The organism is Verrucomicrobiia bacterium, from assembly GCA_035495615.1.
Classification (GTDB): domain Bacteria; phylum Omnitrophota; class Omnitrophia; order Omnitrophales; family Aquincolibacteriaceae; genus DATJFP01.
The window spans coordinates 37,740-55,009 of record DATJFP010000088.1 but is presented as its reverse complement, the minus strand read 5'-3'; the positions used below and the strand labels follow the sequence as shown (position 1 = coordinate 55,009).

The window sequence follows — 17,270 nt, the reverse complement described above, 5'->3', positions numbered from 1 at the left end:
TCGCAGGTGAGAAAGCCGTGGTCGTATTACAACCTGAACCGCTACCTCACGCACGGCGACACGGGGCCGGACATGACCGGCCGCGATTACTTCCGCCGCAATGCCCACGGCCAGCTCTATTACGGCGAATACCGCGGCAATCCGCTGAACATCGGCGACCCGGTCAACAGCATCAAGAACCACCTGATCTCGGACAAAGACAACGTGTGGCCGCGCGATACGGCGCTGCGCACGGTGCAGAAGATGTCGCACTCGGAAAACAACGCGAAGTACAAAATGTACCAGCCGTGGATCGAGTACTCGAACTGGGGCGACGCGCAGTACACCTTCCTGAAGGGCGTGGCCCAGGCCACCCTGCGTTTCTTCCAGGTGGTCCTGTTCGCGACCGAAGGACGCGGCCGCGCGTTCGGTAAATTCGGCATGCGTTCCGACGTCATGGACGGCCTCATCCCGGAAATGATGAAAGACTATCCCGCGGACCCGGAAATCTGGGAATCGCACGACGAAAAAGAATCGTCCGCGAACATCTACGAAGCCGAGCCCGACACCGAGCGCAACGTCATGCTGCCGGTCGCGGCCACGCTGCTCACCGACGTTCCGATCACCGAAGGCACGCCCGCGCACTTCCCGGACGAACACAAACGCGAAGTCAGCATCTGGAAACGTTTCGACGTGACGAACGTGGCGCTGCGTTTCCTCGGCCACTGGAACACGAGTGAATACTCGCGCTACCCGAACAACCTCGTCATGCGCGGCATCATCGGCGAGCCGATCTGGAAGCGGCTGCTCTTCATCGGCTTCATCAGCGTCATGATCCCGGGCGTTTCCGAAGTCTTCTACGCCCTTTACGCCGTCACGATCTTCCTCCAGGTCATGATCACGCTCATTGCGCCGAAATTTGTCGCGCCGCTCTGGGAACGCCTCATGAACCAGTTCGTGGATGCGAACGCCGAAGACGCGCCGGCGCATATCCGGCTGCAGGACCAGGAAGAGATGCGTTCGGAAGCGGACCGGATTTTCGACCGCCGCTATGGCAGCCTCTACAACGGGCTCGGCATCATGTTCTCGATCGGCGGCATGATCGCCGCGCTCATCGTCGGATTTAAATTCCTGAGCGCGGCTACGCTGACGCTCGGCATCTTTGCTTCAGTCACGCTGCCGCTTCTGTTTTTCGCCCTGTTCTTCGGCGCCGCCATCTTCTTCTGGGCGGTGCGCAACGGCCCGCGGCCGATCACGGTGCGGCTCCCGTTCCTGAGGACGTTCCGGCTGCCCGGGTTCTTGAGATACCTGGCGCTCGCCGTGCCCATTCTCCTTGCCTTCGTGCCGTTTATGGGGCTGTCGCTCACCGCGCTCCTGTGGACCGCGCCGATCCTGGGCGTTGTCGCGACGCTCATCCTGATTTACCTGGGCATCCGCGATAGGACCTTCGGCATCCCGAAACACGTGTGGCGCGCGTTCGTCGCAATCCCGCTCGCGATCGGGCTTCTGCCCATCACGCCGGCCGTCTTCCTGCCGGCGCTCGCAGTACTCGTCGTCTCGACCGTGATGTTCCGCGAATGGCGCAATTACCTTTTCACGGACGTGCCCATCGAAGTGGCCGAGACCGTGATGTCCACGCTGATTTATCTGAACAAGTTGTTCCTCACCGAAGACGCGAATGCCGAAGGCTTCCGCCAGTTCTATGCCAACTATACGCTCGTGTCCCATTACAAGCAGCAGGCGCGCCTGGCCCGCATCCGCGGCGACCACGCCAACGCCGTGCGTTTCGAAATGCTGGCCGCGCAGGCCAAGCCGGTCTGGAAATCGACGGGCACGGAATCGCCGGAACTGCCGCTCGCGCATTACTTCGAAGAGTTCGGCACCTCGTTCGCGTTCGGCCTGGGTCTCTTCTCGGTCTTCCTCATCGGGCATTTCCTCCTCGGCTTCGGCGCGCTCGCGGTCTTCGGCGCCGCGCTGCTGACGGGCATTCTTTCCGCGATCCTGACCGGCTTCTGGGGCGCGCGCTATTTCCGCCACGAGATCGATCCCACGAAAGAAACCACGCCCGAAAAACAGGCGGAGACGATGATCGAGCGCGACACGAAAGTCCGGCAGGCGGCGCGGACCGGCTGGTACCGCCTCGTCCTTCACGCCATGCTCGGCATCCTGATGATCGGCGCCATTCCGGGCGTCTCGCAATGGATCGTCGCCAAAGTGGGCATGGCCGCGTTTTTCTCCACGGTCCTGCCGTTCGGATGGTTCATCGGCCTCGGGGTCGGCATTGTTTTCGTGGTGATGCGCGCGCTCATGGAATGGTACGGGCCGGAGCCTGTCTTGCGGGCCATGCACCTCATGTGGGCGGTGGACCTCTTACGCGGATTTTTCAGGCTCATTGATTTCCGGATCAACTTGTACTTTTTTACCATCCCCATTAGCCTGAGAGGACTGGCGGACAATTTCTTCGTGACGCGCGGCATCCGCGAAACCTACGACGAAGCCCTGCGCCTGACGCCGGGCCGCGCGGACCTGATCCGCCGCGACATTTCCCGCGAGCGGGGAAGGCTGCTCTGGTGGTCGGTCACGACCGCCTTCCGCATTGCCGCGGTCGGCGCTCTCGGGCCGATCCTGCCGCTGCTTCTCGACTATCACTGGTTCCTGTGGTTCTTCCCGATCGGCGTGGCCTTCATGATGGGCCCTCTCGCATCCTGGTTCTCGGGCATCCTGTGGAAAAATAAATCCTGGACCAAAGGCGTCAGCATCGCCATGGGCCTTATCACCATGGGCCTGACCGTCGTCTTCCTTATCTATGGCATCCCGCCGTTCGCGATGAGCCCGGTGGGATCCGCGATTTCCATCGGTGACGGCATGGTGACCGCGCTGCCGCCGCCCGGCTTTGCCTTTTCCAACGAAGTCCGCTTCCCGTGGTACTTCATGGCGTTCCATACCATGATGGTGGCGGGCACGCTGACCGTGCTTCTTTTTGTCCTGTCTGCAAAGGCTATCCGCTGGGCCGCCCGCCGTTACGCGCCCGCGACCACCGGCCTCACGCCGGAAGCGCTGCCGGAAGTCGAAGAAACGCCGGGCCTGGACGCCGACGCGGTCGGCGCCGTGCACGAAGTCATCGACGCCATGGACACCGCGCGCGAATTCGGCGACGAGGAAGACGAGACGCGCCGCGAATGGAGTTTCGCGCGCACGGAACTGCGCGTGCACGATCCCGCGGTGCTCCGCGACGATTTCTTTGGCAGCTATTTCAATCCGGGCACCCGGCGCTACGTGGACAATGTGGATCTTCTCATCGCCGCGCTCGCGGAAGTGCCTCCCACACCGGAAGCGGCGGACGCGCTTCTCAAGGAAGTGGACGAGGTCCTGGCCGCGCTCCTGAAAGAACAGACCGAACCGGCGACCGCCGCGGATTTTGCCGAAAAGCTGAAAGCCCTCGAAAGGGCCGGGCTCAACGGACGCGAAGCCTTGGTCACGGAAATCGCGAGCCGCCGCGGCCTTGCCGCCGGCGATACCGCCCGCCGCGCGGCCGCACTCATCGGCATCCGCAGGAGCAGCACGAAAGTCTGGTCGCTCGCGCCTTTTGTCGCGGATGAAGCCCAGCGCGGCCAAATCCTGGGAACGACGCTGCGCACGTATCTCGTGGGCGTTGCCGCCGAAGAAGAAGTGCCTGAAGTGGAAGCGCACGCGGCGCCGTCAGTGGTGCCGTCCCGTGACGAGATCATTCCCGTGGAAGTGAAGCTCGAAGAGCCAGTTGTCTACGCCTGGAAAAATTATCCCGGCTACAAGGTCACGGTCGCGCAGGTGGATGCCAAGACCGTCCGTGTGCGGTTCGAAACCTCTCCCAAGCACAAGCCGGCCGAGATCAAGGCCATCTTCCAGTTCGACCGCGGCCTCATCGGCCCGGACACGGACCTGGGCACGTACATGACCGACGGCTTCGACCAGCTCTTCCATAAGAGCGAAGAATACGCGGGCGTTCCGATCATCGGAGGCCTGCTGCGCAATTTCGGAAAAGGCGAGAAGTTCCCCGAGACGTTCCAGCGGTTTTACGAGGGTTTCGTGAAGAAGGTCCCGGCCGCGTCGAAACTCGAAAAGGTTCCGGAAAAAGCGCCCGCGGCGCCCGAACTGCCGCCGGTTTATGCGACGGTGCGCAAAATCCTGATCGCGGTGCAGGCAGCCCAGGACCGTGACTTGATGCGCGAACAAATGATCGAGAGCGTCCGCCGCGAGGCCAAAGACGTGCTCTTCCGCGAAGCCGTAATCGCGATCGTGGAAGAAGCCGGCCACTACGATCTGCCGCCGCGCATCGTGGCTGAATTGCTTAATCTCCATGTTCGCCGCATGCTTACCCGCCGGCCCATGCTGCTGAACGACAGGCTTGACAACGCCGTCACGAATTTCCGCCGCGTCTACGAAGAAGGCTCGCGCTACGGCAAGACGCCGCTCGAACGCGCGATCACGCGGATCTTCGACGCGGTGGCCGGCACCGGCTTTGGTGCGCCGGGGGACTTGGGCCCGGAGGTCCGCAGAGAACGCATCGAGGCCGTCGGAAAAGACCTGGGCGACGAAACCTATCACGCCGCGCTGGCCGCCATCCTTGCCGGCGACGCTTATTTCCGCGGCGCGCTGGACGCCATTCTCGAAGACCGGGTCAAGAGCTTTGCTCCCGTGCTGTACCAGAGGCTCGAAGAAGAACACCTGCGTCCCTTGCTTGCGCGGCGTCCCGATCTCGCGGACAAGCCCGTGCCGGCCGAGCTCACGGCCGAAACGCCGGACACGCATCTTGCCGCGGCCGCGAAAAAGCTGGCGGACGGCATCCGGGACCGCTCCTTTTATCCTGACTTTGAGTATGACGCGGCCTGGAAATTCGTGGATGATTTCCGCAAGGACATGGGCGACCTGGCCTTTATGCAGACGGTGCAGCTCATGCTCGAAGAGCCGCGGCTCCACAATCTTCCAGACGCGAAGCTGAGCTTCATCGTGAAACATCTGAAAAAACTGATCCAGAGCCGCCCGGAGCTCGGAAGCGAGAGGCTGACGCGGGCGCTGAAGCCGCTCCAAGATCGGGAAGCGTTCCGCGATGTGGTGTCGCGGATCGAAAGCGGCCTCACGCCTTTCTCGAGCCTCAGCACGGAAATTATTCCAGACGCGCCGGTGCAAAGCATCAACGACGTCCGCGCCGCCGTGGGCGACGCTTATTTCGCAAACGCGGCGCTTACGGTCGTGGAAGATGCCCTCAGCGGCGCGCGCCGGTTCAAGCCGGTCGCGCTCCGGGAACTCGGCATTTTCGTCCGCCATCACGTGGTTCCGCTTCTCCGTGACGCGCCCGAATTGAACAACCCGCGGCTGGCCGCGGCCGTGACGGCCGTGCAGCAAAGGGCGGAGCTTCGCGAGACTCTGGCCCCGAACCAGCTCACGCAGAACGGGGCGCTCCGCGCGTTCCTCGACGGGGTCAACAATCCCGCGGTCGTGGCGTTCGGCGGCATCGTGCGTAACGAGCTCGGAGGGCAGGAAAAGCGCAGCGACGAAGTCGACGTGCTGCTCCAGGTCCGCCTCGACGACGCAGCCGTCGCCCGGCTCAATGCCCGCGAGACGGAGCTGGCCTGGCTGAAAGAACTTCCGCAGGATGCCAAGCTCATCGGCGAGATCAAGCACGCCAATCACGTCGAGATCAAGGAAGACCAGCAGCGCCTGTACGAAAAAATCCTGGAAGAGTATCCGGACTACAAGCGTTACAAAGAAGCCTATGAAGCGGCCAAGGCCTCGGACCCGGCCTTCAATCTCAAGCTGCGCCGGCAGATCCGCGACGTCTACGAATCCCAGCGTCAGGCGAAGAGCCCGCTGACGCGCGAAGACGCGGACAAGATCGTGATGCTGGCCTTCCGCGCTTACCTCATCAACCAGTTCCGCGAGCGGCTGCTGTTTGACGCGGCCATGCCCGCGGCAGGCGTCCTGGCCCAGAAATTCAAGGGCCGCGCGCTCGACGGCACGATTTCGCAGGACCTCACCGCGCAGGAAGTGCTCGAAGGCCGCGCGGTCATGGTCCACACGGACGGGCGCCGGCTGCCCATCCACGTGACGGGCGTCATCGACGCCACGACGGGCCGCGTCCATGAAACGCCGCCCAACGTCGGGGCCCTTACCGAAGTGCCGGAACTGACCATCAACCGTCTTGCGCTGTGGAAAGAAGGAAGCGACTACATTATCCACGACAGCTTCTCGGGCCGCGAAGATCTCCGCGAAGGCGTCCTGCGGGTCAATTATCCGGATGCGGGCCATGCGGACCTGAACCCGCGCCTGGCGCTCAGAATCCTGCGCTTCATGCTGCAATTTGATTTCGAGATCGAAGGCGACCTCGGCAGGGGCGGGCGCAAACTCAAGACCTTCTTCGAAGGCGCCAAGCCCGCGGCCGGCCTCCGGCACCTGGTGGAAGACCTTTATCTTTACGCCGAATCGTTCGAAGCCGCGGACCGGCTTTTGGACAAGTACGGCGCGCGCCGTTTCCTGGCCAACAGCCAGATCAACCTGGATCAGATCAAGCGCGGCGTGCGCGCGATCCAGCTGCTGCGCGAAAAAGAACCGAATGCCAACTTGGGCGAGATCCGGTCCCTCGACGCGGTCGCTTACCAGGCGACGCTGGACCTGGCGGATGAAGTTTCCAGGCTGGGCTTCCTTCCTATTATAGAGAGGGAAGTCAGGGCGGGGGCCGCGAGAGCCGCGGCCGCCACTCCCGGTTACGGAGCGGCCACGTCCGAGCCGATAGAAGGCGCGCCTGTGGGCGGTTATGCCGCCGCAGGGGCACAGCCCCAGGCAGGCGGCCAGGCTGCCGCGCCCGGATACGGCGCGCCCCAGGCGGAAGGCGGGGCCCCGGCTGCGGCGGGCGGATACGGCGTTCAGGCCGCCGGAGGTTACGGCGCTCCTCAGGCCGCGACGGGCGGCGGGCAGCAAGTGGTCACGCGCGACCGCACCCTGGCCGAAGTCGTGCTGGACATGATGGATCTTTTCCTCGGCAACCTGGACAAAGTCGAGAGCGTGGACGCCCCGCATTACGAACCCGGAAACAGGACCCAGATGCTTCTGACGCAGGTGCCCGGAGACTATCGTCCCGGCGCGCCGATCACGGATTTTGTCACCGCCGACGCGAGAATGGACGATTTCCTCGACGCGGCTCTGGACGCGCGCGGCATCCAGAACGAAGCGACGCGCACTTACGTGAAAGATTTTGCCGCCCGCGTGCGCCAGTGGAAGCCGCCTTTCCTGGGCGGCCGTGAATTCCGCACCACGCTCAGCGCTCCGGAATACGTGACGCTGCACAACCGCATCGTGGAAATGGCGCTCAAAGAAGCCGGACATGACGAAGCCGCGAACGCGCAGGCGCAGGCGATCACCGCGGTGCTGGACGCGCCGGCTCCGGCGATCACGGCGATTCCGCAGCTTTCAAGCTTCGCCAAGGCGACTTTTGTTTTCGGAAACGTGAACCCGCGCGATCCTAAAGGCGTGCAGGACCTCCTCGCGGTGCAGAAATGGCTCGACGACAACCAGGGCCTGACGATTTTCGGCGTGGCCAAAGCCGTGCCCGTGGGCCGCGCCCTCACGGTCCGCGACATCGAGACCGCTCTCGAACATCCGGCGCTCGCGCACCTGCGCCGCCACAAGCTGGAAGGCCGCTTCGTGCTGTCCGATCACGGCCCGGCCACTTACGGCCTCGATCTCCGCAACATTTCCGGCACCGAGCGCCACGACGGGGACCGCGGTATCGCGGGCGACGTGGCCGATGCCTTCCTCAACTCCGAAATGATTCTCGTCCGCGGGCAGGAAAACTACGATACGCTGGGCTTGTGGGACGCGGCCGGCAACCGCCGTTATTCCGAATTGCCCCCGGTTTATTTCCTGGATGCCACGAAGCTGGAACAGCGCGAGACCTGGAGAACCGCCACCGAAATCAGCGACGATACGCCGATCATGACGACTTCCGAAGCGGCCATGGGGCAGCGCGACGGCGAACGCCTCATCGGGCAGCTGATCGAGCAGAACACACAGTTCGCGCTGGCCACCGTCGACATCGACTTCCTCACGCAGTACCACACGGCCTTCGAAGGCCGCACGTACAAGTTCGCCGGCATGGTGCGCATCGTCATGAACCGCGCGATCGACGACATCCTGAAAGAAGATGTTTTCCGCGACGCGGACGGTCCCAAGCTCGCGGCCCGCCAGATCCGCCGCGGCCCCGACGAATCCTGGCTGCTGATCACCGGCACGAATGACCGGCCGCTCGACAAGGCGCTTGCCGCCCGTTTCCTCGAAAGGCTGCGCGCCGAAATTTCGTTCGGCACGCACGGCCGTTTCGGCCTTGCCGAGAGCGCGCAGGATTTCCGCTCGCTCGACGACAAGACGCGTGACTTGATCAAGACCACCGTGGGTTATCCGATCGCGGTCAACCGCGGCCGCGCGCTCATCGTTTTCGACAAAGGCAAGAACGTGCCGCTCGCGGCCGCGCTCGCCCGCAAGCTGGAAGACTGGAACAGGGAACTCAAGGTGCAGGGAAGATACCTGCGCGCCGAGCCGCTGCAGAACATGCCGGAGTTCACGATTTCCGTGGGCGCCGCTTTCCGTACGGACCAGGATTTCCCGACGCTGCGGGGCCTGGCGTCCACCTCGCTCAAACAGGTCAAGACGCTGGACAACCGCAACGGCGTGCGCTGGGCCGATGGCACCAAGGGCGACAAGACGCGGGGAACCGTGCCGGCTCCGGCTCCCAAGCCCCTCAAGACCGAAGCCCCGTCGACGCTGCCGCTGCTTCTCGTCCTGAAAGGCGATTTGCCCTGGCCCGTGCGCAAACAGGTCCTCGACCAGGTGGAACTGCATTTCGACATCATTGCCGGACGCGTGACCGGCCACACGGACAGGGAAAATCCAAGCCCCGAATTCCAGAACGACGTCATGGCGATCTGGGGCAATTCGGGACTGCGCCTTCGCACCGAAATGCTGCGCGGCACCGGCATCCCGGTCGAGCCCGCGATCGAAGCGATCGACGAGCGTAACGGCCCCGCGTTCTACGAGTGGCTGACCGAAACGCTCCATGCCACGAACCGCCCGGCAGGCGAAGCCGGCCCGAGATATCCCGACGACCCGCGCCTGCGCGCGCTCGCATTCCTGTGGAACTACCTGAACGAAGGCCTGCAGCCCGTCGCGCTGCAGCTGAAACCCGGCGTCACGCGCGCTCAGATCGTGAGAGATTACGGCCTGTCCGACGAGCAGGCGAGAGCGCTGCTCGGCGGCCGCGATTACAACGCCGTGGGCATGCAGGAATTCCTGAGCACCATCGTCGTCGGCCCCGCGTCGACCGAAAAGGCGTACGGCACGCAGTACGGTTCGCTCCGCAGCCTGATCTATCGCGCGCTGATTTCCGGCAGTATGAGAAAGACGCTCGACCTCGGCCGTTCCTGGCAGTCGCCGGACCGCGCCACGTTCGCGGCCGCCAACGGCGTGCACGCGCCGAGCAGCCAGGAAGAACAGTTCGACAACTACCGCACGCTGCGCCGCGCCAATGCCGCGTTCGTGAACCAGGCCGCGGCCAAGAGATTCACGCGCCGCGGGCCTCCGGCGCAGGAGATCGATTTGTCCGGCCCCGTCCTGCGTCCCGAAATGCGCCTCAATGCCTTTTACAAGCCCACCGCTGAAGTTCAAGCCTACGATGCAAACGAAATCCTGAAAAAGCTCGATGAGAAAGCCGCGGAGCTCAAAGCTCAAATCGCGGGGACCGGCGCTTCCGAAGACGTCCGCCGCTACCTGCTGGATTCCAGGATCTCTTACCTGAAGAACGCGATCCGCGAGGCCTATGACCCGGCGAACAGGGGCAAGTACACCTTCTACCACGCCCTGGTGGCGATCAACCGCCTGCTGCCTTACGTCGTGGATCAGATCGACGACAAGAAGGTCAATGTTTATCTCGCCCGCGACGGCGCAAACTATTGGATCACGAAGCAGATGATGCAGGGCGCGGAATTCGACGAGTCGAAAAACGTCCTCATCCAGGTGTCGCGTGAAAAGCTCGGCAACGCGTACCCGGTCATGGAACGCATGGTGGGCGAAGTGCGCGGCCTCTTCCGCGAGGACGAGGAACGCGAGAATCGGGCGGGCACGGCGGACGCCGCGGTGCGCGAACGCCGCTTCTACGACGCGCTGCTGCCGTATTTCGAAGAACGCATGCGCACGGATCCGGAATTCAACCGGATCGCCGAGGGCATTTATGCGGAAGTCCTGGCCGCGGGCATCGATCCCAAGACCGACATCCGCTTCGTGGACAGCGTTTCCGGCGGTATCATCACCGGCTTCCTGAAAGCCCTCATGCTCAGCAAGACACGCGGCGCGGCCAAAGTCGAAGAATTTCTCGTGGCGTCCAAGACCGCCCCGTACAAAGGCGAAAGCCAGTTCCAGTGGTCGAAAACGCGCGGGCCCGTTCCCGCGGCTCCGGCTCCGGCGACGCCGGCGGCCGAAGGCGCTCCCGCTCCGGCCGCTCCTGTTGCCGGCCCGCTCACCGAAGACGACGTGAGGCGCTGGTTCGAAGAGGAAGGCCTGACGCCGCCTGAGCGGATCGTGTTCGACGAAGTCTCGGAAACCGCGCAGCCCGAACAAACCACGTTCGATCCGAACGCGCTTCTCCGCACCGCGATCGAAGGTATGGTGTACCACCTGCACTTCCCGTACAGCGAAGTCAACCTGGGCCATAAGACGGACTATGACGGCAGGACCAACCAGATCCGGCGCGCGAGCGAACCCAAGCTTCTCGGCTCTTACCTGCGCGAGCTTCTGATCGCCAACAGCATCTCGCGCCGCGCGGAAGACTTGTCCCGCACCGCGGAAGCGCCCGGGCCGATCACGATCACGCAGGCGGACCCCGCGATCCTCGACCGCCTTTACCAAGGCATGACCGCCAAGCAGCGCCAGCAATTCAACACCTTCCTCTTCCGCCACAACGAAGTGATTATCACGGGCTCGGACGTGCGCCTGGCGAGTTCCCTGATCACGCTCGCGGAATTCATCGTCAATGCCGGCGAGGCCGCGATCGACCGCGTGCTGGAAGCCGAACTTGCGGACGACCGCTACCGCTTCCAGGTCGAACGTTTCATCTACGAAATCAAGCAGATCGATCTCGACGACTTCCGCCGCGTGTACTCGGATTGGCTGAACGGCAAGCCGGGCGCGGAGCTTTTGGGCACGACCGAAGACGCGGAAGCGCCGGGCGGCCGCTACTACAACATCGAAAACGTGATCGCGCTCATGCGCGCCGTGCGCCGCGGCCCCGAACTTTACCAGCGCGTCGTGCGCGCGGTCGGCGACGAGCTGCGCCGCGGCATGGCGTTCCTGCGCTCGGCCGCTTACGGCCGCGACACGGTCAAGCTGTTCGAGCAGGCGGTGGGCGCGGCCGCGGTGAGCTACACCTCGAGCAACCAGGTTCCGGAAATGCTCGACGCCTCGTCGTTCGTGCGGTACTGGCAGAAAAACATCACGCGCATCCCGCCCGCGGATACGCCGGACGTGCTGGCGCTGTTCCCGCATTTCACGGACGCGCGCGGACGCGAATGGACCATGAAAACTACCAAGCTCGGACAGGAGCAGGCCGAAGCCGCGTTCCTGCCGTTCCAGCGCGCGATCCTTTACGCGCTGACGCAGTCCGGCCTCGTGCTTCAGCTGGAAAACCGGCCCGCGCTCGGGCTGCGCGGTTCCGTTACCGAGGCGCTTCTCGAGAATACGGTTTCCGACGACGACCTGGCTTACTATCTTGACCGGCTTTCGCTGCACCTCAAACTGATGACCACGCAGATCGCGATCCGCGGGCTCCTGCCGCGCCTCGAACGCGCGAGAGAAGCTTTCCGGGACGCCCAGGAAGCGCAGGGACGCGCCAAGGGCGAAGCCGCGCAGTCCACGGCCTCGATCGCCCTTCGCCGCGCCTCGACCGAACGGCGCCTTCTGCTCCGCCAGATGCGGCGCCTGATCGAGCAGATCAATCCGGAAGATTACGCAAGGGTGGTCACGCTTCCTTCGATGGCCAGCCTGACCAACATCTATGAGATTTACAAGACGCGCGGCCCGCTGGCGGAGAACATCGCCTCGGTCGCGGGCGTGATTCGGGATATCGAATACCGCGATCCTGAATATGTCGCCGGACTGCGGCCGCATGTCGAGGCGATCGCGGCCGCGGGCATGGCTTCGGTGAATTTCAGCGCTTTCGTGGTCCAGTCGCCGCGCACGGCGTTCGCCATCGAAGACCTGCACGATGGGCTTTTGAACGTGCCGGGACTTCCGTCCACCAAGGAATCCGCCGACGGCCACTTGATCGCTCGCGTTTCCGCCGCCGAAGTCCTGGAAGGCGCCGCGGCCAATCCCGAGATCGAACGCAGCATGAGACGCTTGAACGAACGTTCGCGCCGCGACGTGGTGCCCGGCCTCGGGCTCCGCCGCGAAGACGCGCTGGTGCGCAACCTGCAGCACGGCCCGCAAAGCGCCGAAGCCCGGCGCCAGGAACTGCTCGCCGATCTGGCCAGGATCGTCAAACGCGATCCGCCGAAGACCTCCGAAGAAGAACTCTCGGTTTATGCGAATTACCTGCGCTGGGCCGCGGACAACGGCCTGGGCGATTTCGCGGTGATGCCGGCCGAGGCCCTGAACCTCCGCGAAGTGACGCTGGAAGGCCTCGGGCAGCTGCTCACCCGCGCCGAATACGTTTTTCACACCGATTCCGGCGTTCTTCAGCGCCTGTCGCGCGCGATCCAGGTGCGGATCGGCGACCTGGCTCCGGGCGCGGTAACGCCGGAGATCTGGCGCCTTTCCCGCAAGGCCGAACGCTATGGCCGCGCCGAAATGCGCGTCCAGCCGCAGAACCTGCCCGCCGAAGTGAACGCGTTCCTCCAGCTCCTGCCGAAGGAAAAGCGCGACGCCGCGCTCGACCAGTGGGTCCAGATTCTGGAAACGCCCGAAGGCATCAATATCGCGGGTCCCGCGCAGGCCGGTAAATCGACAGCCGCCCGGGCTCTGGCCAGGGAATTCGGCTATCAGTTTTTCGACTCGGGCCCGATCTACCGCGCTTATGCCCGCCACATCTCGACGCTCCTGCGCAGCGGGCAGCTGGTGATTCCCGCGGCCGTCGACGAGAACAATCCCATCGTCATGGCCTACGCGTATCAGTTCCTGCGAGCCCTCGGGGAAGGGGAGATCGCGCTGCAGACCGACATCAACCGCGCGCTCCGCGGCCGCGCGCGCCTGACCGCGGAAGAGAACAACCGCATCCTCGCCGCGCTCGACAATACCGAAATCATTTTCCGCCAGGGCCGCATCTTCATGAACGGCCGGCTGCTCTCGTTCGACCGGATGCAGGAAGGGACGATGGACCGCATCGCGTCGGCCGCGTCGCTTCTCGCGCGGGTCCCGGCGCTGCGGGCCAAGCTCGTGGAAGCGCTCGTCGCGACCGGCCAGGTGGCCTTGTCCGATCAGTCCAAGTCCCAGATCGTGAGCGCGGCCCGCAAGTTCCAGGTCGATTACCGCATGGGCCAGATCTACGGAAACGGCGCCCTGATTCCCGAACGCGAACTGCGCACGCAGGGTATCGTGGACATGAACGCGATCCTGCGCAACATTCCCGCTTACCGCGCGCTGACGCTCGAGCGCGAACGCGAAATCCGCGACCGCCTTGCTTCGGAAGGGCCGCTGGTGATCGCGGGCCGCGGCTTTGTGGGACATTCCAATCGTCTCTACCAGTTTTACCTGCAGGCTTCCGCGCGCGTGCGCGCCCGCCGCGTGGTCGAAAACGACATTCTGAAACGCCCCCGCCGTCCGGAAGGGGAGCAGGACGACGAATTCACCCGCAACGTGAATACTCAGATGGCCCGGATCCAGGCGCGCGACCGCGAAGACCGGTCCGAAGAAGCGCTGCGCAATAATCCCGGGCTCTTCCATGTCATCACGATCGACAATTTGAGCCCGCAGCAGGTGCGTGAGCAGATCACGGCCCGCGTGCGGGAACAGCAGACCGAGCAGACCCGCGTGCGCCAGCTGAAGTCCCGCGCGCTCGACGCCGTGATCCGGCGCCGGAACGAGGAAGCGGTGGCGCTCTTTTCCGGCGGCGCGCTGGGCGGCCTGCATCCGGCCACGCACGAAGCGCTTTCGACGTGGCTCAGCGACCTTTTCGAAGTCCAGTGGGCGCGCCGGGAAACCCAGACGCCCAACGACGAAATCGACCGCTGGGGCTTGGGCGTATTCACGCCGCTCGTGGAGGCTCTGGTCAAGGAAAACGTGCCGGCTTCGGAAATCGAGACCGGGCGCGCGCTCCTTGCCGAACGCAACGGCTGGGAATTCCTGAGATGGACTGAACGCCTGCCGGCCACGCGCCATTCGAAGATGCTCAAATTCGCGGCGCGCCAGAATTACGGCGGCGTCCAGCTGGTGCGGCTCAAGCGCCGTGACGGCGTGACCCGCGCGGACATCGTGGAACGCCAGGACATTTCCCCGGAGCTCGTGACGCGGATCCTGAAAGAGACGGGCGCGGCCAATATCGACGCCATGAGCGAACAGGATTTCGTGAAATACTTCGTATTCGGCGACGAAAACATCTTCAAGGCGCATCCCGGCTCCGTGCATGCCCGTCTGGCCGCGGCGGTGCGCGCCGGCGAAATCACGCTTCCGGGCTTTACGAACGCGAAAGCCGCGGGGCTGACGGAAGAAGACGCGGGACGCTTCCTGCAGGGCATCGAAGCGCCGGCCTTTTCCGAGATGATCGCTTTCCTGGATTCCCTGCCCGTGATTTATCTGACCGACATCATCGAGAACCAGGCCGTGAGCCAGACGCCCGCCCTTGCCGGACGCGAGCGCCTGCGCGAGCAGGAAGTCGTGCAGGGCCAGGCGGCGAGCGTCCGGGCCTTGTACGAACAAGTCAACACCCTGGGCGGTTCGATCACCCGCACGGTCGGCGCCAATGCTTATTACCGCCTGAAGCGCGGCATCCTGAACGGAGAAATGAATCCCGCGGCCGCGCTCGAAAACTTCATCCGCGGCGGCGGCATGGCCAACATCCTGCCCGAGCTGTTCGAACTGGGCCAGGTCAGCTATCCGGACGGCGGCCACGGCGGCTACAACATGCTCGACCACATGCTCAATGCCGTGCGCCGGCTTTATTTCGTGCACGAAGCCAGCCGCATGATCGACGAAGAAGGAAAAGTCCAGCCGCGCTGGCAGGACGACTTCGTGGCGCTGAAGGACCGCTTCGTCGCGGAAGCGCCCGCGCTTGCCGGCCTCGGCGAAATCGACTTCCTTAGATATGTGAACGTTTACCGCCAGGCGCTCAACCTGACGCTGACGACGCGGCTGCGCCTGGGCGGGGATACGTCCGACGACCGCCGCCAGGACGCGCGTGTCCTCCTTTATCTGTCGCTCCTCATCCATGACGTGGGCAAGACCGTTTCGCTGCCGCAGCACATGACGATCGGCTACCCGCTGCTGGCGAACATGTTCCGCCGCCTCGGCTTCAACGACGGCGACGTCGAGCTGGCCACGTTCATGACCATGCAGCACAGCGCCTACACCCGCATCCAGTACGGCGACGAAACCTATTACCGCCTTGTGACTGAACTCGACCGGCTGCGCGGCCAGAACGATCTCGAGACGCTGCTCGCTTTCGTCGCGGTGCTCAACATCGCCGACTTCGCGGGCGCGACGCCGTCGCCGCTCAACCGCGAGACGATGCGCATGATGCTGGAAACGCTCGCGGACCTCGAATACGTGCAGCGCGGCGAACGCCGTGTCGTGCAGATCGGCCATGAGCGGCCGGGCGAACAGCCGCTGGCTCCGGGCCAGGGAGCGCGTGACCTCGGGCTGGAACTGGACCGCAGGCGCGTCCTCGACCGCCAGGTGGCCACGGTGTCGCAGCTGCTCCAGCTCGAAAGCGAAGACCTTCAGAAGCCGGCCGTGGAAAAAGCCCAGGCCGACATGGCCGCGCTGGCCGAGAAACTCTCGTTCCTGGATCCGAAATCTGAAATGCGTTTTGCCGACGCGCTGAAAGGACTTATCCAGGGCGAAGACATGCCGGCCATGCGCGCGAGCCAGGCGGCGATGATGCAGGAAACCGAACGCCGCATCGCCAAGCTGACGGACCCGCAGCTGCGCCAGATGGCCGCGACCAAGAAAGGCGTTCCGGACGGCATCCAGCAAATCCTCAGAGAGACGCTGGACGGAAACCGTACGGCCCTCCTTAATTACTACCGCGAGCAGCTCGAACCGGTGGACACGCCCACGGCGCTGATCGATTTCCTGGCGCCGATGCCGCCGCTTTTCACGAGCCAGACCGCCGCGCAGATCGCCGAATACCTGAACGCGATCCCGCAGGCCTCGCGCAGCCGCAGCGACGAAGCTCTGCTTGCCTTCGTGCAGGGCCTGCCGGGAGACATGCTCCTCCGCGACGCGGCCGCGGACGAAACGATTCCTTTCGAACAGCGCCGGGCCCTGGCCGAAGCCGGCCTGCGCAGGCATTACGCGAACGTGGCCATGGACACCGAAGCGCTGCGCGAGATGCGCCACTTCCTCAGGCATTACAGCCTCACGCAGATCCGGGCCGCGGTTCAGCCGTCGAAACTCCAGCGTGTGGTCGAGCTGATCGACATGATCGACGCCCGCCATCAGGGCGCTTTCAAAGATTTCCTGGCGAACCTGGCGTTCCACAGCACGCGGCCGCTCCTGCAGCACCTGAGCCCCGAAGCCATCGCCAATTTCCTTTATCTCGCGTTCCTGCACTTCCAGCAGGTGTCTCAGGGCCCCGAAGCCGCACAGGAATTCCAGCGCTACGCGGCCGCGCAGTCAGCGCGGTTCCGTCCCGGCACGGACGGCACGCTTGCCAATGCCGCCCGCCAGCTTGCGCCCGCGATTACGGCCGCGCTCGAACGCGCCGGATTCACGCAGGAGCTCTCTCGCTTTGCCGCGCAGGGCGTGCAGACGTCTCAGCCCACCGGAGAAACCGCGGGCCTTGAATCGCGGATCGCCGCCGGCCTCACGGGCCTTCTCAGGCCGCAGGCGGAACAAGCGGTCCAGAACGCGCAGTACGTGATGACGCCGATCGACGTGGAGCCCGTCCTGACTCCGGAATTCCGCGCGGCGCTCGAAAACGCTTTCAACCAGGCTATGGGACTTTTTACGCAGCCCGAAACGCTGGACCGCCTGCGCGCGGCCGTGGGAGACGCCCTGACGCTGGACATGCGCGCGGGCCTCACGCGTCTCGACGAAACGGAATTGAACGCGCTCAT

General features: G+C 64.3%; 1 protein-coding gene (only partly in view). It reads left to right on the top strand.

All 17,270 nt of this window come from inside a single coding sequence — locus tag VL688_11115, hypothetical protein (protein ID HTL48597.1), on the top strand. Of the gene's 71,880 coding nucleotides, 35,283 precede the window and 19,327 follow it; the stretch shown corresponds to coding positions 35,284–52,553 (codon 11,762, complete, through codon 17,518, partial); the first complete codon in view begins at position 1. Both the start codon and the stop codon lie outside the window.